The sequence below is a fragment of the Fibrobacter sp. UBA4309 genome, assembly GCF_002395745.1.
GTDB lineage: Bacteria > Fibrobacterota > Fibrobacteria > Fibrobacterales > Fibrobacteraceae > Fibrobacter.
The window spans coordinates 1-20,074 of record NZ_DGUN01000073.1; the positions used below are offsets into that span (position 1 = coordinate 1).

General features: G+C 55.5%; 16 protein-coding genes, 1 other RNA gene and 1 pseudogene. 5 read left to right on the forward strand and 13 right to left on the reverse strand.

Going from position 1 to position 20,074, the window contains the following annotated elements:
- The 4 genes from B3M32_RS10145 to radC form a co-directional block, all read right to left on the reverse strand.
- Positions 1-204, reverse strand: a 204-nt coding sequence (locus B3M32_RS10145; protein ID WP_290746292.1) for a thymidylate synthase, incomplete at its 3' end; no start/stop codon positions are given.
- 150 nt (positions 205-354) lie between these two features.
- Complete coding sequence (locus B3M32_RS10150; protein ID WP_290746295.1) at positions 355-588, reverse strand: hypothetical protein; 234 nt, start codon at positions 586-588, stop codon at positions 355-357.
- 68 nt (positions 589-656) lie between these two features.
- Complete coding sequence (locus B3M32_RS10155) at positions 657-3,458, reverse strand: OmpA family protein (RefSeq protein WP_290746298.1); 2,802 nt, start codon at positions 3,456-3,458, stop codon at positions 657-659.
- 130 nt (positions 3,459-3,588) lie between these two features.
- Complete coding sequence (radC, locus tag B3M32_RS10160) at positions 3,589-4,299, reverse strand: RadC family protein (protein ID WP_290746301.1); 711 nt, start codon at positions 4,297-4,299, stop codon at positions 3,589-3,591.
- A gap of 369 nt (positions 4,300-4,668) precedes the next feature.
- Between radC and ilvB the strand changes: the two genes are divergently transcribed.
- The 4 genes from ilvB to B3M32_RS10180 all read left to right on the forward strand — a co-directional run bounded on the left by ilvB (position 4,669) and on the right by B3M32_RS10180 (position 8,733).
- A complete protein-coding gene (ilvB, locus tag B3M32_RS10165) occupies positions 4,669-6,387 on the forward strand; it encodes a biosynthetic-type acetolactate synthase large subunit (RefSeq protein ID WP_290746304.1) in 1,719 nt (572 codons plus the stop codon).
- An 18-nt stretch (positions 6,388-6,405) separates the two neighbouring features.
- Positions 6,406-6,900, forward strand: a complete 495-nt coding sequence (gene ilvN, locus B3M32_RS10170; protein WP_072812598.1) for an acetolactate synthase small subunit — start codon at positions 6,406-6,408, stop codon at positions 6,898-6,900.
- A gap of 139 nt (positions 6,901-7,039) precedes the next feature.
- Positions 7,040-7,654, forward strand: a complete 615-nt coding sequence (locus B3M32_RS10175; RefSeq protein ID WP_290746310.1) for a hypothetical protein — start codon at positions 7,040-7,042, stop codon at positions 7,652-7,654.
- Positions 7,651-8,733: a radical SAM protein gene (locus B3M32_RS10180; RefSeq protein ID WP_290746312.1), complete on the forward strand. Its 1,083-nt coding sequence runs from the start codon at positions 7,651-7,653 to the stop codon at positions 8,731-8,733. Before B3M32_RS10175 ends, B3M32_RS10180 begins: the two co-directional genes overlap by 4 nt.
- Positions 8,734-8,742: 9 nt before the next feature.
- Here B3M32_RS10180 and B3M32_RS10185 read toward each other — a convergent pair whose 3' ends face one another.
- From B3M32_RS10185 to B3M32_RS10220, 8 genes are all read right to left on the reverse strand, one after another.
- Positions 8,743-10,377 carry a glycosyl hydrolase family 8 gene (locus B3M32_RS10185; RefSeq protein WP_290746315.1) on the reverse strand — a complete coding sequence of 545 codons (1,635 nt, stop codon included), beginning with the start codon at positions 10,375-10,377 and terminating at the stop codon, positions 8,743-8,745.
- Positions 10,378-10,426: 49 nt separating this feature from the next.
- Positions 10,427-10,840, reverse strand: coding sequence for a hypothetical protein (locus tag B3M32_RS10190; protein WP_290746318.1), 414 nt, complete (start codon positions 10,838-10,840; stop codon positions 10,427-10,429).
- Positions 10,841-10,934: 94 nt separating this feature from the next.
- Positions 10,935-11,294, reverse strand: a transfer-messenger RNA (tmRNA) gene (gene ssrA, locus B3M32_RS10195).
- Between the two features lie 104 nt (positions 11,295-11,398).
- The gene (locus tag B3M32_RS10200) at positions 11,399-13,126 is read right to left on the reverse strand and encodes an FISUMP domain-containing protein (protein ID WP_290746320.1); all 1,728 of its coding nucleotides are present in this window, start codon (positions 13,124-13,126) and stop codon (positions 11,399-11,401) included.
- A gap of 192 nt (positions 13,127-13,318) precedes the next feature.
- Positions 13,319-14,128, reverse strand: a complete 810-nt coding sequence (locus tag B3M32_RS10205; RefSeq protein ID WP_290746323.1) for a TIGR03915 family putative DNA repair protein — start codon at positions 14,126-14,128, stop codon at positions 13,319-13,321.
- Between the two features lie 189 nt (positions 14,129-14,317).
- The gene (locus B3M32_RS10210; protein WP_290746328.1) at positions 14,318-15,598 is read right to left on the reverse strand and encodes a putative DNA modification/repair radical SAM protein; all 1,281 of its coding nucleotides are present in this window, start codon (positions 15,596-15,598) and stop codon (positions 14,318-14,320) included.
- Between the two features lie 72 nt (positions 15,599-15,670).
- Positions 15,671-18,373 carry a TIGR02171 family lipoprotein gene (locus B3M32_RS10215; RefSeq protein WP_290746331.1) on the reverse strand — a complete coding sequence of 901 codons (2,703 nt, stop codon included), beginning with the start codon at positions 18,371-18,373 and terminating at the stop codon, positions 15,671-15,673.
- Between the two features lie 8 nt (positions 18,374-18,381).
- A complete protein-coding gene (locus B3M32_RS10220; RefSeq protein WP_290746334.1) occupies positions 18,382-19,227 on the reverse strand; it encodes an FISUMP domain-containing protein in 846 nt (281 codons plus the stop codon).
- Between the two features lie 76 nt (positions 19,228-19,303).
- On the opposite strand from B3M32_RS10220, the gene B3M32_RS10225 reads away from it, so the two are divergent.
- Positions 19,304-19,705 (forward strand): (deoxy)nucleoside triphosphate pyrophosphohydrolase, encoded by a 402-nt coding sequence (locus B3M32_RS10225; RefSeq protein ID WP_290746337.1) that lies wholly within the window; start codon positions 19,304-19,306, stop codon positions 19,703-19,705.
- Positions 19,706-19,772: 67 nt separating this feature from the next.
- Here the strand turns inward: B3M32_RS10225 and B3M32_RS10230 are convergent.
- A pseudogene (locus tag B3M32_RS10230) lies at positions 19,773-20,074 on the reverse strand (hypothetical protein); the annotation flags it as partial.

Below are 20,074 nucleotides of genomic sequence, written 5' to 3' on the forward strand. Positions count from 1 at the left end.
GTTCGTGTCGCCCTTCAGGAACCACAGCAGTTCGTGGATGATGGAGCGCAAGTGAAGCTTCTTGGTCGTGAGGCACGGGAAACCCTTCGAGAGGTCGAAGCGGGTCTGGCGGCCAAAAACGGAGCGCGTGCCGGTGCCCGTACGGTCGGAGCGGTCCACGCCGTTGTCGATAATGTCTTGGAGGAGGTCGAGGTATTGCTGCATATCTGTAATTTAATAAAAGACGAAAGACGATAGACGAAAGACGATAGATTTTTTTGCTCATTACGCGCGTAGCGCCATTCTTCCTCTTTCGTCTTTCGTCTGTAGCCGCGTGGTTTGGTAAGTTTACCAACCTACGCGGCGTTCTTTCGTCTAAAATAGATCTATCCGCTTGTACTGCTTCACGGCCTTGTCGCCTTCTACGGACCTTTCGCGGAGCAGCATATTCAGCGCCTGCAGAATCAGGTCCTGCGTATGCTTGGGCACGGGCTTCTTGCCGAGGCGCGCCTTCTGCACCATCTTGTGGTTCAGATTCACGGGGAGCTTCTCGACCAGGTCGTGGTTCGAGGCGTTCAGTTCTGTCAGAATTTCGTCTAGCTTGGTCATGCCACAAATGTAAAAAAGACCCCGGCCTTTCGACCGGGAGTCTTTTCAAAGAGTTTGTCCGTTATCGGCTATTCCTGGCCAAACGGGCTGTCGCACTTGGTACCATCGTTGTCCGGGGTCACGAAGTGCATTTCGATACGGCGGTTCATCTCGCGGCCTTCCGCAGTGGAGTTGTCGTCCACCGGGCAGCTGGAGCCCATACCGATAGCCTTGATGCGCTTCTTGTCCACGCCGAACTTGGTCAGGGTCTTCATCACTTCCTTGGCGCGGTTTTCGGAGAGCTTCTGGTTGCTCTTTTCCTTACCCACGTTGTCGGTATGACCCTGGATGACAATCTTGAGATCCTTGTAGGAATCATCCGTGGAGAGCTTCTTGGCGACGCTCTTCAAGATGTTCTTGGCGTTGGATTCGAGAGTTGCCTTACCGGACTTGAAGGTCACGCCGTCAAGCTTTTCTGCAGCCTTCTTCGGGCAGCCGTGGCCGTCGTCGCCAGCCACATCCGGGCAGCGGTCAATGCCGGTACAGGTGCCTTCGAACTGCTTCTGGAGCTTCTTGTTGGATACCCATTCAGAGCAGACGCCGTCCTTATCGGCATCCGGATCGTCGTCCATCGGACAACCCTTGTTCCATTCCGGACCCGGTTCGTCTTCGCAGCGGTCGTAACCGCGGCAGACATCCTTGAACTGGTCGAGCATCTTCTGCTTCGTGACCCACGGAGAGCAGAGGCTGTCGGCATCGGGGTCCGGATTCTCGGCCGGGCAACCCTTGTTCCATTCCGGACCGCTTTCTGCCGGGCACTTGTCAACGCCATGGCAGATGGAGGCAAAGTCCTTAGTCATACCCTTCTCGGAGACCCACGGAGCGCAGAGGCTGTCGCCGTCGGCATCCGGATTGTCCATCGGGCAACCCTGGGCAAATGCTTCACCCGGTTCGGTCGGGCACTTGTCGATACCGGTACAAATACCGTCGTACTGTTCGAGGAGGTTCTTCTGGGTCACCCATTCGTCGCAGATGCCGTCCTTGTCGGTATCCGGTTCGCCGAGCGGGCAGCCTTCGTTACCGGCAGGGCCGAATTCGGTCGGGCACTTGTCGATACCCTTACAGGTCTTGTCGATGAACCATTCGTTCTTGATCTTGTCGTCTTCGATAGCCTTTTCGAAGTAGTAGCCCATCTTCTTCTGGGTCACCCATTCGTCGCAGAGGCCGTCACCGTCACTATCCGGATCATCCCACGGGCAGCCCTTATTGGCCTTCGGACCCGCTTCACCCGGACACATGTCGTAACCCTTACAGATGTCGGCGAAGTCACCGAGCTTGCCCTTGTCGGTCACCCACGGAGAGCACATGCCGTCTTCATCCGGGTCCGGATTGTCTTCCGGGCAACCCATGTTGGTCACCGGGCCAGCCTGGGCCGGGCAGCTGTCGATACCTTCGCAAATGCCCTTAAACTTCTTGCTCATCTTCTTCTGGCTTACCCATGCATCGCAGACGCCGTCCTTATCCGGGTCCGGTTCGTCGAGCGGGCAGCCGTCGTCGCCTTCGCCAGCTTCGTTCGGGCATTCGTCGATGCCTTCGCAAATGTCGCCGAATTCGCCTTCGAATCCCTTTTCAGCCACCCAGGAGTCGCAAACGCCATCTTCGTCAGCATCGGGGTTGCCGAGCGGGCAGCCCTTGTTGAGGCGGTGGCCATAGTCATCCGGGCAATCATCTTCATCATCCGTCACGCCGTCGCCGTCGCGGTCCTGAGCCAGCAAGAAGCCGCTCCAAGTGATACCGCCGTAAACCGTGTATTCCGGGTTCACGCGGGTCTGGTAGACTGCAGCGCCCCACGGGCGGTCCGCATTTTCCATGACGCGGGTTCCGGTAACGAACTTGTCGCCACCGAGGTAGTAAGAAGCACCGACGTGGATGTCCATGCCGATAGGCAGGTGGAACACCAGGGCGCCGGTCAGCTGCTTCATGTCGAGTTCCTCGTCGAGTCCGTTGAACTTGAACTTGTCAAGCTGGATATCCCAGTAGTATTCCACGAACACAGAAAGGAAGTCGAGCAAATACATGTCGAGGGCCGCGCTCATGAACGGCATGGAGAGATAGTTGTCGTTGAGCGTGTAACGGTAGCCGCCGTTCAACAAGACGACGAGCGGGACCGCGTCGACCTTCTCGAGGTCGGCAGACACGGCAAGGCCGGCCGTAAGCGTGTTGTTCTTGGAACCGAACGGGAAAGCGATGCCGTTCGTGTTGTTGATGTATTCCGGCTCACGGATCCACACGCCCTGCTTTTCGTTGTTCGCCGTACCGAAAGCAAAACGGCCGAACACAGCCACGTCCATGGGCTGGTCTTCGGGAAGCGGGAACCTGGCCTTCAAGTCAGCACGGATGTTGCCGATGTAGCCGTTCTTGGTGGAGTTGATCGGGGACGGGTCGCAGGTCGCGGGCTGTAGCACGGTGCCGTCCGGTGCCAGGATCGGGTTGGCCTCTTCGGCCGTACAGGCGGTCTGGCCAGTAAACTGGTCGTAGTAAATCGGGAGCGTCACGCCGATATCGAAATAGTTCAAGATACCGATAGCGAAACCCGTGTAGAAGCTCATGCCGGTGAAGTCATTGATCGTGGCCTTCTGTTGCATGCCAACCGGCGTGAAGTCGACCATCGAATAGCCGACGCCCGTCATGGGATCAGCTACAAGCGGATACATGTCGTTTCCGAAGGTCGCATCACCAAGCAATGTAAACGCGAGTTTAGAATGGCCCAGAGATTGAGCCGATTGAGTCTTATTGACACCGACCATTCCGTATTTGTTAATGGTCTGCGGGTGACCCGCATAGGCAGCGACTGCCAGCGCCAACGCCAAACCAGGCAATACTCGTTTCATAGAGTCTCCTTAATTAGTAGGTTTTCCCTAAACTTATACTGCACAAAATATAATTCTTATAAAGGACATCTGGCCTGCCGAACTGCCAAAAATGAGACGAAAAACACACTTTTACCCCCTCCAGGGTCATTTATAAACAATTTTTTACATCTTTGGGCAGAAATCCCTCGAAAATTTCGGGATGTTCCCGACAAAGACTGGTCACCCCCCGGCGTCCTATTATAATATGGTCAATTACCGGAATCTGGATGATTTTGCCGGCCGCACACAGGATACGCGTGATGCCGAAGTCCTCCTGGCTGGGCTCCGTATTGCCCGAAGGGTGATTGTGGGCAAAGATGACGGAAACCGCCCGGTCCTCGATGGCACAGGCGAATGCCTCGCGCGGATGTACGGGGGCCTGGTTCACGAGCCCGCGCGTCAGCTCGTGGACCTTGATTATGTTGTTCGCAGAATCCAGGGAAACTTGTACAAAATGCTCCTGGCGCTCGTATTTCAGGTATGCGAGGCGTTTCACTAGGTCTTCGGGACTCTTTACCGGGCACACCTTCCCTCCCAGCACGTAGCGCGCCGACAGTTCCAGGCATGCGAGCACCTGGGTGGCCTTGACCATGCCGAGGCCGCGTATCTTGACCAAGGAGTCGAGCGAAGGGAGTTCGCTTGCCCGCGAGAGGTGTTCCGACAAGTTGCGTGAAAGTTCGAATACATCGCAACTGTGCGTGCCGCTGCCGAGCACAATCGCGAAAAGTTCCTCGTTGCTCAGGGATTTCGGGCCAAATTTCTGGATTTTTTCCCGCGGGAGTAGTTCCACGTCTTGAGAAAGGGGGTAAAGTTCGTCCATGTTGTTCCTTTTTTTTGGGGCGTCCATACCCATATAACGGATTTTTCCCGGAAAATGTGCTTTTTTCGCACTATTTTTTTGCAGGCCCAAAATCGGGACTCAAAAGAGCCGTTTTCAAGACAGCAAAAACAAACAAAGCCAAAAGTTTACACCAAAACACACCATTTTTAAAAGTGCTTTTTGAAAAACACACAAAAGTTATAGTAAAACATCACAATTTCAAACACAAGCCAAGCAAACAACCACAAAATTGAATAAAATTTTTATAATTTATCAAAATCAAAAGCCATTCCAAGTTGCCAAGTTCCAGGACAATAGTTATATTTTTCCATATAATTGAAAAAATTACACTTCAAAACAGGAAAAATTATGGCAAATAAAACCTTAAGCGGTGCCGAAGTGATTATCGAATGCCTGAAACGCGAAGGCATCGACACCATTTTCGGCTATCCTGGTGGATCCGCCATCCCAATGTTTGACGCGATTCTCGATTCCAATATTAAAGTCGTCCTCAGCCGCCACGAACAGGGCGCCACCCACATGGCCGACGGCTATGCCCGCCAGACGGGCAAGGTCGGCGTCGCCCTCGTGACCAGCGGTCCGGGCGCTACCAATACCTTTACCGGCATCTACACCGCCCTCATGGATTCGAGCCCCATCGTGGTGCTCGCCGCCCAGACGACCACCCCGAACCTCGGCAAGGACGCCTTCCAGGAATGCGACACGAGCGGCATGACGTTCGCGGCCGTGAAGCATTCTTACCTGGTGAAGGATTCCAACGACCTCCCGCGCGTGATGAAGGAAGCCTTCCACATCGCCCGTACGGGTCGCCCGGGCCCGGTGCTCATCGACCTTCCGAAGGACGTGACCGCAGGCCCCTGCACAGCACCCTTCACCGACCAGATGGACCTGCCCGGCTACAAGATTCCGACTTACGCCTCTACCGAGAGCGTCGAGAAGGCCGCCGAATTCCTCAAGAATTCCAAGAAGCCGCTGCTGCTCGTGGGCCACGGCGCCATGATCAGCGGAGCAAGCCGCCAGGTGCGCGAGCTCGCCGAAAAGCTGAATGCCCCGGTGTGCTGCACCATGCTCGGCCTCGGCGCCTTCCCCGTCGACCACGAACTTTCGCTCGGCATGCTCGGCATGCACGGCACCATCTACGCGAACAAGGCCGTGCTCGACTGCGACCTGATCCTCTCTATCGGTAGCCGCTGGGACGACCGCATTACCGGAAAGCTCGAAGTGTTCTGCAAGGACGCCATCAAGATGCACATCGACATCGACCCCGCCGAAGAAGGCAAGGTGTTGCAGCCGGACGTGTTCATGTGCGGCGACGCGAAGCTCGTGCTCGAACAGTTGCTCCCGATGGTCCACAAGCTCGACACCGCCGACTGGGTCAAGACTTGCCAGACCTGGAAAAAGCGCTTCCCGCTCACCTATCCCAAGCAGGGCGGCTTACGCATGCAGCACGTGATTGCTACTGCAAGCAAGCTCACCGACGGCAAGGCCATCGTCACGACCGACGTAGGCCAGCACCAGATGTGGGTCGCCCAGTTCTTCCATATAAACTATCCGCGCCAGCTCCACTCCAGCGGTGGCGCAGGCACGATGGGCTTCGGCTTCCCCGCAGCCATCGGCGCCGCATTCGGCAACGAGACCGGCTGGCCAGTGCTCAGCTTCAGCGGTGACGGCGGTTTCCAGATGACCGAAGCGGAACTCGCGACCGCGGCCATCCACAAGCTTCCCATCAAGATCTTCGTGATGGACAACAAGTACCTCGGCATGGTGCGCCAGTGGCAGGAACTCTTCTACGACCACCGCTACAGTAGCGTGGACATGATGGGCAACCCCGACTTCGTGAAGCTCGCCGAAGCCTACGGCATCCCGGGACTGCGCATCAAGCGCGCCGCCGACGCCGAACGCGTTATCCAAAAGGCGCTCGAATACAACGAAGGTCCGATTCTCATCCACTGCGAATGCGAAAAGGAAGACAACGTGTTCCCGATGATCCCAGCCGGCGCCCCGCTCACCGCCATGATTACCGAACCGCCCAAGGCGCAGCTCGAAAAACCCACGGGATCGACGTAATAGGAGGACATTACCATGATAAAAGACATAGCACATTCTATCAGTTTGTTGGTGGCGAACCGCCCGGGCGTGCTCGTGCGTATCGCCCTCGTGTTCTCCCGCCGTGGCTACAACATCGATTCCCTCGTTGTCTCCCCCACGCTCGACCCGAACTTCAGCCGCATGAACATCATCGCCCACGGCAATCCCGAGATCCTGATGCAGATTATCAAGCAGCTCGAGAAGCTCGTGGACGTTGTGCAGGCGAAGGACCATACCGGCACGGACGCCGTCGAGAAGGAACTCGCGCTCATCAAGGTGCGTTGCACTCCGGACCAGCGTACCGAAATTCTGCAGCTGTGCGACCATTTCCACGCCAATACCGTGGACATGACCGCCACGTCCATGATTATCCAGATTACGGGCAACAGCCAGAAGGTCGACACGCTCAAGAGCCTCTTGCAGAAGTTCGAGATTGTCGAATACATCCGCACGGGCAAGGTCATCATGCTCCGCGGCGAAGACAAGACTTAAGCCGTATTATCAAGATACAGGGAAAAACCGCCTTTTGGGGCGGTTTTTCTTGTTTTTGGTCACGGAGTATTGCATTCCTTTTTTTTACAGCCGTTTTCCCTCAAAAAAATGTATTTTCGTACAAAGTGTGGAGGTATTAATGAAAATCGAAAAAAGGAAGGTGAGCAGCGCCATAGCTGCCACACTCGGTATAACTGCTTCGTTCGCATTGAGCGCCTGTGACGACAGCATGTCGGCAACCGGAGATGCCGTTACTCCCGACAACAACACGCCCAATTCCGTTGAAAGCGTCCCCGGCTCCGCCGACTCGCAGGGACCCGCCAGCAGCGCCGATGCGAATGTCCCCACCAGCGACGCATCCGTCACTTCCAGCGAGCCCCTGACGCCCTCAAGTTCGAGCCAGGCCGTCGACATTCCCCTGAGCAACGAACCTGTCAGCAGTTCCGTACAAGAAGCGCTCTCCTCCCTGATGGAATCGAGCAGTTCCGAAGCGGCACCAGCAAGTTCTGTGACAGTTCCGGAATCCTCCAGCGAGGCTTTGCCCGCGAGTTCCGCCACCACGCCGTCAAGTTCTTCGAGCAACGGATGGAACAATTGGCCATTAGACCCCACAAGTTCTTCTAACGACTACAGCGATGTATGCCCGGATGATGACCCGTGGTGCATCCAAGTGCACATGTGCGAAGACCGCCCTGGCGGCTGTATGGCCGCAAGCATGGTCACCACCTTCGAGCGCGACGATATCACGGGATGAACCTAGTCCTATGCCTTACGGAACAGTGCAATTTGCGCTGTTCCTATTGCTATTATAAGGAAACGCAGGCCTGCCGCCATGCGGTCATGGATAATGCGACTCTTGAACAGGCAATACGCACAGGACTCGAGCGGACCATTTCGTTCAAGCAAAAACACCTCATCGTTTCATTTTTCGGAGGCGAACCGCTCCTGCGCAAAGACGCCATCATGGGCGGCGTCGGCTTCGCAAAAGCTCTGGTTGCCGAAGCCATGGTGCAACACCGCATCGGCACCGACTTCCGGCTGAGTTTCGTGATCAATACGAACGGGACATTGTTCGACGACGCTTTCCTGGATTTTTGCGAAAGGGAGAAGTTCACCATTTTCCTCTCGCTCGACGGTCCCGGATACCACCACGACATTGCGCGCCGCACCACCGACGGGCGCGGCAGTTTCAAGGATATCGAATGGAACATCCCGAGGCTCGTGAAGCTCGGCGCCACCGCGCTCAGCACCATCACGCGTGCGCATGTAGGCACGCTTGCCGAAAGCATCCGCTGGCTTCACGAACAGGGTTTCAAGAGCATCGCCACCGCAGTGGACTTCGACGGCAAATGGACCGGAGACGAATTCGAGAACCTCGCCGACCAATACCGCGAAATGGCGCAGTATTGGCTTGAATGCCGCAAGGCGGGCGAAAAATTCTTTCTCGGGACCATTCAGGACAAAATAAAGCTCCTAGTTCTGGAAAAGAGATTCAGGCAGTATTCCTGCCACGTTTACGACGGCACCATCGGCGTCGCGACGAACGGCAACATTTTCCCGTGCTCGCGGTTCATCACCTCGAAGGAGAGCGCGCCGTACCTGCAAGGGAACGTATTTACCGGATTTGACGAAGGCGCCTGCAAAAAGCTACGCGATTTCCTGGAAAGCGACAAGCAGGAATGCGAAGGATGCGCCATCCGCTACCGCTGTTGCATGCACGAATGCGCGTGCACGTCGTTCTACACCACAGGCACTTTGGAAGGCGTCTCGGCAGAAGTCTGCACGCACGAACGCATGCTCGCGGAGATATGCGATAAACTAATTTCTAACTAATCCTGGAATCTACTTGACAAGAACCTTACGCAGGTAGTTCCCGGTACGCGTGGAGGCCTTCACCAGGTAAACGCCCTTGCGGTGGAACGTATTCCATACAAATTCTCTTCCGACGCCCTCGCCCACCTTGTGTCCGTTCATGTCATAGACGCTCCAGGCGGCATTGGAATTCACCGAGAGACGCATGCTGGATTTCATGTCGACAAGGCGGATGCCTTCGGGAATCTCTTCGAGCACCTTCTCTATGCCGATATCCCCGGAATCGGGCGGCATCACGACAGACGTGTCGGGCAACTCGATCTTGGTCAACGAAGAGGAATCGCCGGCAGTCGGCTGTTTCGGGTTGTCAATGGCGTCAACAACGTTCACGAACACGCCGCTCATGAGCGAAGTGCCGAACCAGGCCAGGAACTGGTCAAAATACATCTCGTTGTGGAGGGTGTCCTCGAGCGCGCCGGACGTATCCTTGGCGAGACCGAAATAATCGCCGCCTTCGTAGAACTTGCCCATTTCTTCACTGAAGGCAATCCTGTCGGCCTTCTCGCCCACGGCCATGGCGGCCGTAGCCCACATGCCGATTGTCAGATGGCTATGTTCCCTGCGGTAGCGCCAGGTGGTCGAATCCTTTTCGCCGTTGAATTCCATCCACTTGTCATCGGCGGGCAGAAGTTCGCCGGCCTTCTCGATCTGATAGAAGTTCGATGCGGCAGCACCGCCCTTGCCGTTGATGAACTTGAGCGCGTTCTTGAGGAATTCCTTGGCACGGCTTTCGTCGAACCAGATGGCGTCAATGGCGCAGCGCCAAAGGATACGGATAGCGTCCTTGAAAAAGGCGCGGCTGTTGAAATAGGCGTTGTAGCCCAGGCCTTCGGAACCGACCCAGCCGCCGTCCGGAGTCATCCAGTCGGGAACCATGCCCATGCTGTAGCCGGGGCTCTTGGAAATAATCTCGTAGCTCTTGTCGACGGCCTTGGTCCAGCGCAAAGCGTCGTTCTTGTCGAACTTCTCGAAGACCTTGTACCATGCCGGGGAGAAATAGCCCGGGTTCACGAAATCGTATCCACCCCAGTCGGCACCGGGAGCGACAACGCCTTCGGAACGGATCTGTTTTGATTCCCACATCTTGTCCAGGAGTTTCTGGGCCTGTTCCGCATAAGTCTTCTGCAGGAACGGCGAAGTATAGGCGGTCCACTTGCCGGCAGAGACGAGCTTGTCCGCAAAGATCAGGGCAAGCGCGATATCTTCTTCGGCATCGGTAGCGGCGCCGTGGCCGCCTTCCGGGATGTTGCCGTCGGGATTCATGTGCCAGTCGTGGTAGCTCCCCTGCCACATGATCTCGCTCGCCTTTTCCCACATCTTGTTGAAGCGTTCCTGGTCGTTGGCGTAGAGGGCCACCAGCATGCCGTAGCCGACGCCTTCGCTTACCGCGTCACCCGGCTTTTCGCTCTTGGGACGGTGAATAAGGCCGGCACCCGCGCTGTACGGATTGATATTGCGGCGGACAAGACCTTGCCAGGTGCTGTCGAGAGCCGCGTTCCAGTAGGACGCGTCGACCTTGGGCTGTGCACTGGGCAAGTCAAGGACAGCAAAAGAGAATGTAGTTGCGGCAGCAACGACAAGCGGCAAAACGATTTTAAGATTCATAAGACCTCCACACACCAAAGCACTATCCCCAAAAGCCAATATAATTTTTTTAGAAACCGAGGACAGCCTCGGAGATCTCGAAAGCCTCGTCAGAGCCGTCATCCGCGTAATCGGCGACGAATTCGCCCCAGCTTTCGCTCACACCGCAGCCGATACCGACTTCCATAGAAGACCACTTGAAGACGCCATATACGCGTTCGTAGCGTTCCATGAGCTCCGATAAGAATTCTTCGGGAAATTCGCCATCGACAACCATGGAACCATCCATCGCCAGGAGTTCTTCTTCGGGGAGTTCCTCGAAACGGCATTCGTACTCGTCTTTCATGACTTCGTCAACGGAATACCAGTCGCCGGTATCTTCGCTGGGGAGTTCCACCTCGGGGTAATTGGAAGTCATTTCTTCCCAGATCTGGGAAAGGGCGTCCCTCTCCCCCACAAAGCGCATCAGTATTCGGTATTCCATACCCAAAATATAATAGAAAAACAAAATAAAAAAACGAACTCGGTGAGCCCGTCTCGTAGAAACACGAAGGGGTAGACACGTTGTGTCTACCCCTTCGTGGAGGTGAGGGGAGTCGAACCCCTGTCCAAAATCACGTCCATGCACGTTCCTACAAGCTTTCCCTTCGTATTTAAGATCTCGTCTTATCCACGCCCAAGAAGGTCGGCGCAGAGTTTGACCAGCCTAGTAAATCTCGGACGCATTCCCCAGGCATGGATGCATCCTATCCCATATTGCGACCGGACGTTCACCCCGATGGGAGCGGAATGAGGCCCGGCGTTGCCTTTAATTAGGCAGCGAGTGCGTAGTTTTCGTCAGCACTTATTTTTTTTCAGACTTTTTTACGAGTGCCCTCGTCTGAGACCTCGGCTTGCAACTAACACTTCGGCGACCCTGTCGAAACCAGATCACCCCCGTGCGAAGCACCGGGGGTGATCTGGTTGAGAGCACCCCCAAATACTTGAGGTATATCAAAATATATAAAAATAAAGGAAAAAAGGAAGATGTGAAAAGCGAAAACTACTTAGCGTCTTTCACACAGCGAACAGAATAAGCCCAATCCTCATTTTCTCTCGTTAACATACTGTTCGGGCTATCGTGATGAAATTCCATAACCCAATCGTAGATGATGTCGCCATCTTCGACAATAAACCAATAACCAACTTCTGTACCTAATGCATAATATTGCCCTGATGAGATCCGTCTCCCACCGGGACTCGCCGAAAAACCATACGTGTCGAGACCAGGTCTACCATCTTCGTTCCACCCCACCATGGATCTAAGCTTGTCTCCACCTTTCAGTTGTCCACTAAGATCGGGGCCTGTAAGAGCGTATGCTTCATCATAAGATGGCAAATGCCAACCATCGGGACACGCTTTTAACGCAGCCGACCATGTATACATGCGACCATATGTAGCGCAATATTTAGACGAATCATTGTAACAATAGCTGTTGGCACTTTCAAAGTTCAGGTTTTCGGCCATCCATGTGATGTTATCGATTACAATCGTCTTGTAGACCTGCCCATCACGGCTGTCAGTCATCTCTCCGTACGAAATTGCCGGGTTCAGAAATTGCCAAGAGCTCTTTTCACTAGAACTTGATTTCACGCTACTGGAGCTTGACTTTGCACTGCTGGAACTCGATTTCACGCTACTGGAGCTCGACTTTGCACTGCTGGAACTCGATTTCGCGCTACTGGAGCTAGATTTTGCACTACTGGAACTTGATTTCACGCTGCTAGAGCTCGACGGTTTCGACTCCCCCGTGATACAGCGGACAGACATTCCCCACCCATCAGCCAGATCGTATGCGCCGATGGAGGCATACGGCAGGTTCCATCCTAGATACACCGCGTATACCAAGCCAGCGCTATCCGATGCTGTCCACATATTGGTGCACCATCCCAGCGAAGAACCATAGCCGCTGCTGGCCTTGTAGCTTCCCGGGAGCATCGCAAACCCATATTTGTCCGTGCCCAAATAACCGTCGTCCCTGGTCCAGCCGGTATCGGCCATGAGCACAACCGCAGAGCTGTCTTCCCCGACAAAGTGAAGCAGTTCCCGCAATTCTTCTATGGTCGGCAGGTGCGTCCCGCTCGGGCATGCCTTCTTGGCGTTATCCCAGTCGTAGAGCGATCCATACTTGTCGCAGTTCTCGGGCTTGCCGGAATGGCAATAGCTCGTCACGTCGTTGCCCCTGTAGTTGACGTTTTCCGCGAACCACGTCTGCGAACCGATTGTCACCATGCGGTACTTTTTGCCGTCACGCGGGTCTACGAAAACCTTGCCGTTGCCTGCTTCGGAGCTGCCAGACGAATTCACCGATGAAGACGTCCCCGACGAGGAAGATGTCGCCGACGATACTTTGTCCGAAGAAGAATCTACGGAGGAAGAAGACGAATCCTTGCTTGTAGAGGACTTGTCTTCTGCGGAACTCGACGAATCCTTGCCTGTAGAGGACTCGGAATATTCGTCGTCATCGGAGTCCGACGACACTTTGTCCGAAGAAGACGATTCCTTCCCCAGTTCGTCTTCGCGGATCCATTTCCCGGAATAGCAGAAATACTCCACCTCATCTTGCACGACATAGACAAACTCGCCCCTACGCGAATCGGTACATTTGCCCAAATCGTAAATGGTATTGACCTCCTTGGACAACGAATTATCGTACGTAACGGAGTCATCCTCGCCCGAGCACGAGGCAAGCAAGGCGGTCAAGATACAGCCGGTCAAAATTTTACGCATAAGAGGCTCCTGTTCCCTGAAATATATATTAAAAGCCAGGCTTGGAGCAATACCCCAGGGCCTAATCCTGCGGTTTGTACGTCTTGCTGTGGGTAATCTCGATGAACATCGCGAACATCTTCTCGTTCGAAGACGGCCACAAGGAAACGATTATCATCAAGACCGGCATCAAGCGGTAAAAGCGAAAATTTCTCAAGCCGTGGGACGGCTCGCCGGACCGGCCAGGTTCTGCTGGCGTTCGTGCAGGTGTTTCCAGTAACGTACGGGCAGGCAGCGGCGCAACAGGCGCGGATTCAGGCGTTCCTTGATGGCCATGGTGTCGTAATAGGACTTCCACATGCGCGTGAACTCGTCGGGAGGGGCTTTCTCCGCAATGGAGCGCGAAAGCGTATCCGTGTCGGGCAAGTCGAGAATCTCGGTGTGGCGGCCGTCGTAAAACGCCCCGTAACAGCGCTTGACATCGACGATGGCCCAGCGCCCGTTGGGGAAACGCCCGCGGAAATGCCCGACAATCATCTCTAGGATATCGTATTTCGGCTCGATTTCGGCAATGTAGGAGCCGTCGGGAGCCTTGTTGAAACGGACCATCCCAAGCATGCCGCCGGCTTCGTGACGCACGGCGCGGGCAAGCAGGAACAGCGGGAGCATCTCCGAGCTCGTCGGATTGCGGGCGAAGCCGGGATCGGACTTGGAAAAAAGCACGCGCAGGTAGGCAAGGATTTTCATCTCCACGCCGCGTTCCTCGGAACGGAAAGCCGTCTCGAGCAGGTTGAGCACGTCCTCCCCCGCCATATTCACGACGGCGCGACGCAGGCGGGATGCAGAATCAGCATTCGTCTCTACATGGAATGGCTGCATAAAGAGGTCCACAGACGGCGTCACGTCGGAATCGTAGGGGCGTTCCGGGACGATGTCGCCAACGTCCAGACGCTGGCGGTACGTCTCGAAGACAACGCTCAAGAAACCGTCGAAAGAAGAATCGTATGAGATGGAGAGAGACATGTGGGATGTGGGGTGTGGGATGGTCGCGGTTACCGAGTCATCCCGATTTAGTGATTAGTGGTTAGTGGCTAGTGGTTAGGATGTCTCGATTATTACATTCCTGTATACTAACCACTTAAATAAAAGTGATGGTTCCTCCTTCGGAGGATGACAGGCCAAGGATGACTGCTCATTGCTCATAGCTCACAGTTAGACGGCGATGCTGAGCTGGGCAGGAGCCGGGAGCGAGGGCGCCTGCAACTGGCTGAAAAAGTCAAGCTGGGCGGGTTTAGGGCGGGCAATCAACAGCGGGCGCAACATCTCGGGGTAAAGCCTGCGCAAGTTCGCAGGAACATCCGGGTTGAAGATGAAATACTTCGCGCGCTTGAGGACTACCCCCATCTTCTTGAGCTGTTCCAGGCGGATTTTGCAAAAACGGCGGCCGCTCACGATAAGCTGTGCCGACTTCACGCCGATTCCCGGGACGCGCAAAATCATCTCGTAGTCGGCGGTCTGCAAATCTATCGGGAAGAACTCCGGATGGCGCAACGCCCACATGGCCTTCGGGTCCAAATCCGGATCGAGGTTCGGGTTCGACTCGTCCAGAATCTCTTCGTGGCCGAAATGGTAAAAACGCATGAGCCAGTCGGCCTGGTAAAGGCGGTGCTCGCGGAGCAGAGGCGGCTTTGTCGTGAGCGCGGGCAGGCGCTTGTCGGCATTCACAGGGATGTAGCCCGAGAAATAGACGCGCTTCATGCGCTGCTGGTGATAGAAGCCCGCGGAAAGGCGCAGAATCTGCAGGTCGGACTCCCCCGACGCCCCCACGATCATCTGCGTGCTCTGCCCCGCCGGCAAGAACTTCGGCGTATAGCGGGAACGCTTGCCCGCAGAGTATTCCAGCTTGCGTTCAGCCAAAAAGTTCATCGGCCTGAAGATGGATTCGTAGTTCTTCTCGGGAGCGAGGTACTGCAATTGCCTGTCGGATGGAATCTCGACATTCACGCTGCTGCGGTCGGCGTAGAGGCCCGCCTCGTAGAGCAGGCGCGGGCTCGCCCCCGGAATCGCCTTCAGGTGGATATAGCCGCCAAAGCGGTGGACCGTGCGCAGCTCCTTCGCCACGTAAACGAGCTTTTCCATGGTGGCGTCGGGGCTCCCGACAACGGCGGAACTGAGGAAGAGCCCCTCGATGTAGTTACGGCGGTAGAATTCCAGCGTAAGGTCGATGAGTTCCCTAGGCGTGAAAGTGGCGCGGGGGATATCGTTGCTGCGGCGGTTGATGCAGTAGGCGCAATCGTACTTGCAGGCATTGCTGAACAGTACCTTCAACAGCGAAATGCAGCGGCCGTCGGCCGACCACGTATGGCATATTCCCGCACTGCAGCCGCTACCGAGCCCGCCCTTGGGCGCCCCGCGGCTGGATCCGCTCGAAGAACACGACACGTCGTACTTGGCCGCGTCTCCCAGAATATTAAGCTTTTCTTGTAGGTTCATCTTTACACCTGCCCTTATGTACACCAATATAATAAATAGTGCACAGAAAAGCAAGTGCTATTTTGACCAATTCTACTTTAGCGTTCTCAGCAGCGAATCCAGACGCGACGTGATCTGCTCTACGCCCTCATGGCATAGGTGGTCGTAATCGACAGCCATATTGTCGGTATAGTCATGCCCGCCCATCTTGTTTTCATCCATCAGGACGAAGTTGGGATATGTATGACCGAGTTCCTTGAGCCGGTCCAAAAGCTTCGCCGTCAGGCTCCGACGAATGCCGTAACGGCCAAATGATCCCGTCTGGCGGTAACCCGGATTCTGCGGGAAGACCATGCCGACGACATAGATATCCCTGTCAGCGGCACTCCGCACGATTTCTTTCAATGCGTCAAAAGAACTCTCAATCCATTCCGGATGTTCGTCAAATCGCGTGCTATCCCCTTCGACTGCCGCAGGGCCACCCCAGGAATCGCACACGGTCCCAGTAAAACGTCCCCGGTCATCGGTATAGGTGTAGCCCAGTTCCGAGCCTGGCGACTCCTGAACCGCTTCGAGCATTCCCTTCGGGACACCCGCCTCCCAGAAGTCGTGACTGGCGTCGTAGACATAGCCTGGATAGCGGACCGCGTCGTCTACAAAGAAGTTCCCACCGCCAACGACATCGAGTTTGGACCAGAAATCGAAATCCAGCGAAACGACGACATACTTGAGTCTTTTCAGATGCCTGTAAAGGTAGTTGTTCAACAGGTCTCTCGATGCATGGATGGAATTCGGAGTATGCGCGAAGTTCACCGCAAAGAAGCCGTCTCCGAAAGCGGAAGGACTCAGCGAATACATCGGGCGCGACGAGCCCAGAATCGCCACATTCACGGAGTCGTAATACCGCCAAAGCAATTCCATCTTGTAACGCATGATAATCGGTCCCCATCCATCGCCGGGCAAGGAATAGATTCCGGCACTATCCAAATCGAGCGATTCGTCCGCATACCCGCGGAAATCCTTCACCCATACGCATGGATGCCAGAGTTCTTCGCCCTCGAGGATTCCTGTCACCGACGAATCCGCAACATTCACAAAGACTATCCTGGAATGGGCACCGTCCGCATTGGCCAGCGTCGCGACAGCAAGACTGGACGAAACCCATTCCGCATGGTCGAAGGAATAGCCTTCCGGTGCAGGGATGCTGCCGACCAGGTTTCCCGTACTGTCGGCAACCAGGAGGCGTTCGTGTACACCGTATTCTGCACCCGAGAACTCACGGCCGGCATTCCCACCGAAATCGAGGAACAGAGTGCGGCGGCTACCATCTTTCGAAAGGCTGGCATTACAGGCCTGTTCACCGCCATACCAGACCGTATCGCGTGAGCCGACACGCGCGCGCAGAAGCGACGAGCCTGTCACTGCAAGGCCTTCTACAACTCCATCGTGATAAGCGCCGTCAAAAAGTTTTTGCGGCGTTCCGAACTTTCCCTTCGCAAAGGGAACCTGCCATGTGGATTTTGCGGAGAACAGCGCGTCGTCATTGTTGTTGCCCGCATCCGAAACATAGACGATAACCGTATCGCCGGCGGCGGTAACGCGCCAGCGCGGGATAGCCGCCGATTCCACATCAAGCTTCACGAGCCCAGAACCGCGTGCATCCAGGTTTCGCACATAGACGCTAGACTTTTTGCCGACCCCTTCCAGACCCGTGCAGAACGCGACTTTACTGCCGTCCGGAGAAATGTCCGGATGGTACGAATCCAGGGTGTCCACAATTTCCACGACAGACAGCATCGCATCGGAATAGTTGACATAGGCCAAGTTTCCCGTTTCGTCGTTGCGGAAAACGAGCTTGGTCTGGTATGTCCCGGTAAGCGACCTCACACCCGAAAAGTTGAGCAGTTCCACGAAACTTCCCTTTCCCGTCTTGCCGTCACTTCCCATCCAGACGGCATCGGGAATCCGGCCAAGAGCCTCGCGGAAGCCAACGTAATCCGACCGCGTCGCCGAAGTCACCGTATAGACATCGCCTCGGCCGTACCAGTTGATGGCCGACGCAGCGTTGCGGAAGCTTCCGCCCTTGACGATACGTTCTCCAAGAGACCCTCCGTCAGGCGCACCGGCATAGTTCGTGACAGACGTGTCCCTGAATAGTCCAAGCCAGTCGTTTACCCACTCCATCGCGTTCCCGGCCATATCGCAAAAATCACCGTCAGCGGAAACACCTGTACAGACGCCATGCAACTTGTAGCCCGAATTGTCGGAAGACCACGCCGCATCGGGATTCCATTCACGCTGTGCGGCATAGACCCATTCCGCTTCTGTCGGAAGACGGAATCCGAAAACCTCGGGCCGGAACACAAGTCCATCCATATTCACGCAATGCCCGCTCTCGTCGAACGTTACGGACACGTAGGCATACACGGTATCCATGCCGGATTCGCGACTCCGGGCATTCAAGTAAAGGATTGCATCGTAATAGGTCACATCGACGACAGGCAAGGAATCATCTTCACAAGCGGAAGGCCTCCTTATCAATCCGGAATATTCGCCGCAAGTGACCTCGTTCCTCGCCAAGAAGTAATTGTAGGTGAAGTTCACGTTCATCTTGGGGCGTTCATTGAACTTGGCGGCATCGGCAGAAGTCCCGAGCGTAACAGAATTCCCCGCCGACAGGACACGCACCATTCCGGGCCACGAATCCCTTTCCGAAAGGTCCGGGGGCGTCGAATAGGAGCAGGCACCCAGAAGAACCGCAAAGGCGACAAACAAGGAAGTTGCTACACGGGACATGGGGAATCCTAGTCCTTTACGCAGCGGATATAGCCGTAGCAGATTTCATCGAGGTAGGTCACTTCCGCATGATTCAGCATACACCTGAAGGTAAAATCGTAAGAAGCACCCGAAACGACCGGCATTATGGGGAAATCATTGTCGGCAAGCAGCGTACCCAAGCCCAAGTTCCTATATTCCGCGTTGCCCGCGGAATCCCTGCACATGTAGCCGCCGGGAAGCAAGGAGAAACCAAGGTCGTCGAACCCGTTCAGGCTTTCGCCTTCGTAATCGTCCCACCCGTCGGCAGACTTCAGGGTCATCGCGACCGAGCGACGGATTTCTTCCGCAGACTTGATGAGTTTCCGGTAATCCGTTGTATCGGGCACGTGCCAGCCCTTGGGACACTCCGTATTGGAGCTCCTGACCCGGTACAGCCTGCCGTACTTGTCGCAATTTTCCTCCTTGTCGTCGTAACAGGGAGCCAGTTCGGCGCCGACGTAATACCTGAACCTCAGATTCTCGGCCATCCACACCTGGTCGCCGATCGTTACCGTGCGATACGTGCGGTTGTCGCGCAGGTCCTTGAGCAAGCCAGTAGACGGGTCGTACTCGCTACCCTTACCGCGGCGCTTGTCAGACATAACGTCATAAACCCAAACACTGTCCTCACACCTGAACGAGACTCCGTCTTCTTCGACAGGGAGCACCTTGCCTTCGCGCCCTTCATTACATTCGGGAAGGTCCGCTCGCGTCTTCGCGATAGGCCTCTCGCCCACCGGGTTGAAGGATTCGTCGTCATCGCAGGCGGCAAGGGCTGCAAGGAAAGCAAACGACGCGACAAGCGGCAAGACGGAACGGAAAGGGATATTCATAGACATGAGACTCCAAATTCTGGATAAAATTTACAAAATGGGCCACGCCTTTTTTCAAGATTCTACATTTGCGCACATGAAACGCATCGAGGTTGTCGCGGGAATCATCTGTACCGGATCTCCGGAGGGGCCGGACGTCAGGTATTTCGCCACGCAACGCGGCTACGGCGACTACAAGGACTTCTGGGAATTCCCGGGCGGCAAGATGGAACCCGGAGAAACACCGCAGCAGGCTCTCGCGCGTGAACTCCGGGAAGAGCTGGCAATCGACGTGAACGTGGGCCGGTTCCTGTGCACGGTAGAGCACGACTACCCCGCTTTCCACCTGACCATGCACTGCTACTTCTGCGCCATCGCAGGCGGCAAGGCCCCCGAACTCCTGGAACACGAGGCTGCGCGCTGGCTTAGCCCCGCGGAGCTCCACAGCGTGAACTGGCTCCCCGCCGACATCAAGGTCGTCGAGGCGCTGGAAAAATAGCACCCCGTACCCAAAACAAAAAGCCCCTCCCAAGATCTCGGGAGGGGAAAATTAATCGTCTTTTAGACTATTTTACGGTAATTGCACGTGCCTGCGAGCCAATGCTCACCAGATACGTTCCCGCGCTGGGGACACCCAGGTTGAAGTTTCCGGAATCGACGACTCCCCTCTTCAAGACGTGGCCCTGCAAGTCAAGCAGAGTATAGGCCTTCCCTACCTGTGCACCGGCAATCTGAAGCGTACGCCCGACAGTCTCGATAGAGAATTGCGGCACCTGGGCAAGCGTCGGCAAGGCTTCCTTACTGGAGCTGGACTTCGCGGTACTGCTGGAAGACTTGGCGCCACTGGAGCTGGACTTCACAGAGCTGC

Excerpts from the sequence above, each read along its gene's own strand:
- radC (WP_290746301.1), bottom strand. The coding sequence starts at position 4,299 with ATGGACGAACTTTACCCCCTTTCTCAAGACGTGGAACTACTCCCGCGG.
- B3M32_RS10200 (WP_290746320.1), bottom strand. The coding sequence starts at position 13,126 with ATGCGTAAAATTTTGACCGGCTGTATCTTGACCGCCTTGCTTGCCTCG.
- B3M32_RS10215 (WP_290746331.1), bottom strand. The coding sequence starts at position 18,373 with ATGTCCCGTGTAGCAACTTCCTTGTTTGTCGCCTTTGCGGTTCTTCTG.
- B3M32_RS10205 (WP_290746323.1), bottom strand. The coding sequence starts at position 14,128 with ATGTCTCTCTCCATCTCATACGATTCTTCTTTCGACGGTTTCTTGAGC.
- B3M32_RS10225 (WP_290746337.1), top strand. The coding sequence starts at position 19,304 with ATGAAACGCATCGAGGTTGTCGCGGGAATCATCTGTACCGGATCTCCG.
- B3M32_RS10180 (WP_290746312.1), top strand. The coding sequence starts at position 7,651 with ATGAACCTAGTCCTATGCCTTACGGAACAGTGCAATTTGCGCTGTTCC.
- B3M32_RS10190 (WP_290746318.1), bottom strand. The coding sequence starts at position 10,840 with ATGGAATACCGAATACTGATGCGCTTTGTGGGGGAGAGGGACGCCCTT.
- B3M32_RS10210 (WP_290746328.1), bottom strand. The coding sequence starts at position 15,598 with ATGAACCTACAAGAAAAGCTTAATATTCTGGGAGACGCGGCCAAGTAC.
- B3M32_RS10185 (WP_290746315.1), bottom strand. The coding sequence starts at position 10,377 with ATGAATCTTAAAATCGTTTTGCCGCTTGTCGTTGCTGCCGCAACTACA.
- B3M32_RS10155 (WP_290746298.1), bottom strand. The coding sequence starts at position 3,458 with ATGAAACGAGTATTGCCTGGTTTGGCGTTGGCGCTGGCAGTCGCTGCC.
- ilvB (WP_290746304.1), top strand. The coding sequence starts at position 4,669 with ATGGCAAATAAAACCTTAAGCGGTGCCGAAGTGATTATCGAATGCCTG.
- B3M32_RS10150 (WP_290746295.1), bottom strand. The coding sequence starts at position 588 with ATGACCAAGCTAGACGAAATTCTGACAGAACTGAACGCCTCGAACCAC.
- B3M32_RS10220 (WP_290746334.1), bottom strand. The coding sequence starts at position 19,227 with ATGAATATCCCTTTCCGTTCCGTCTTGCCGCTTGTCGCGTCGTTTGCT.
- B3M32_RS10175 (WP_290746310.1), top strand. The coding sequence starts at position 7,040 with ATGAAAATCGAAAAAAGGAAGGTGAGCAGCGCCATAGCTGCCACACTC.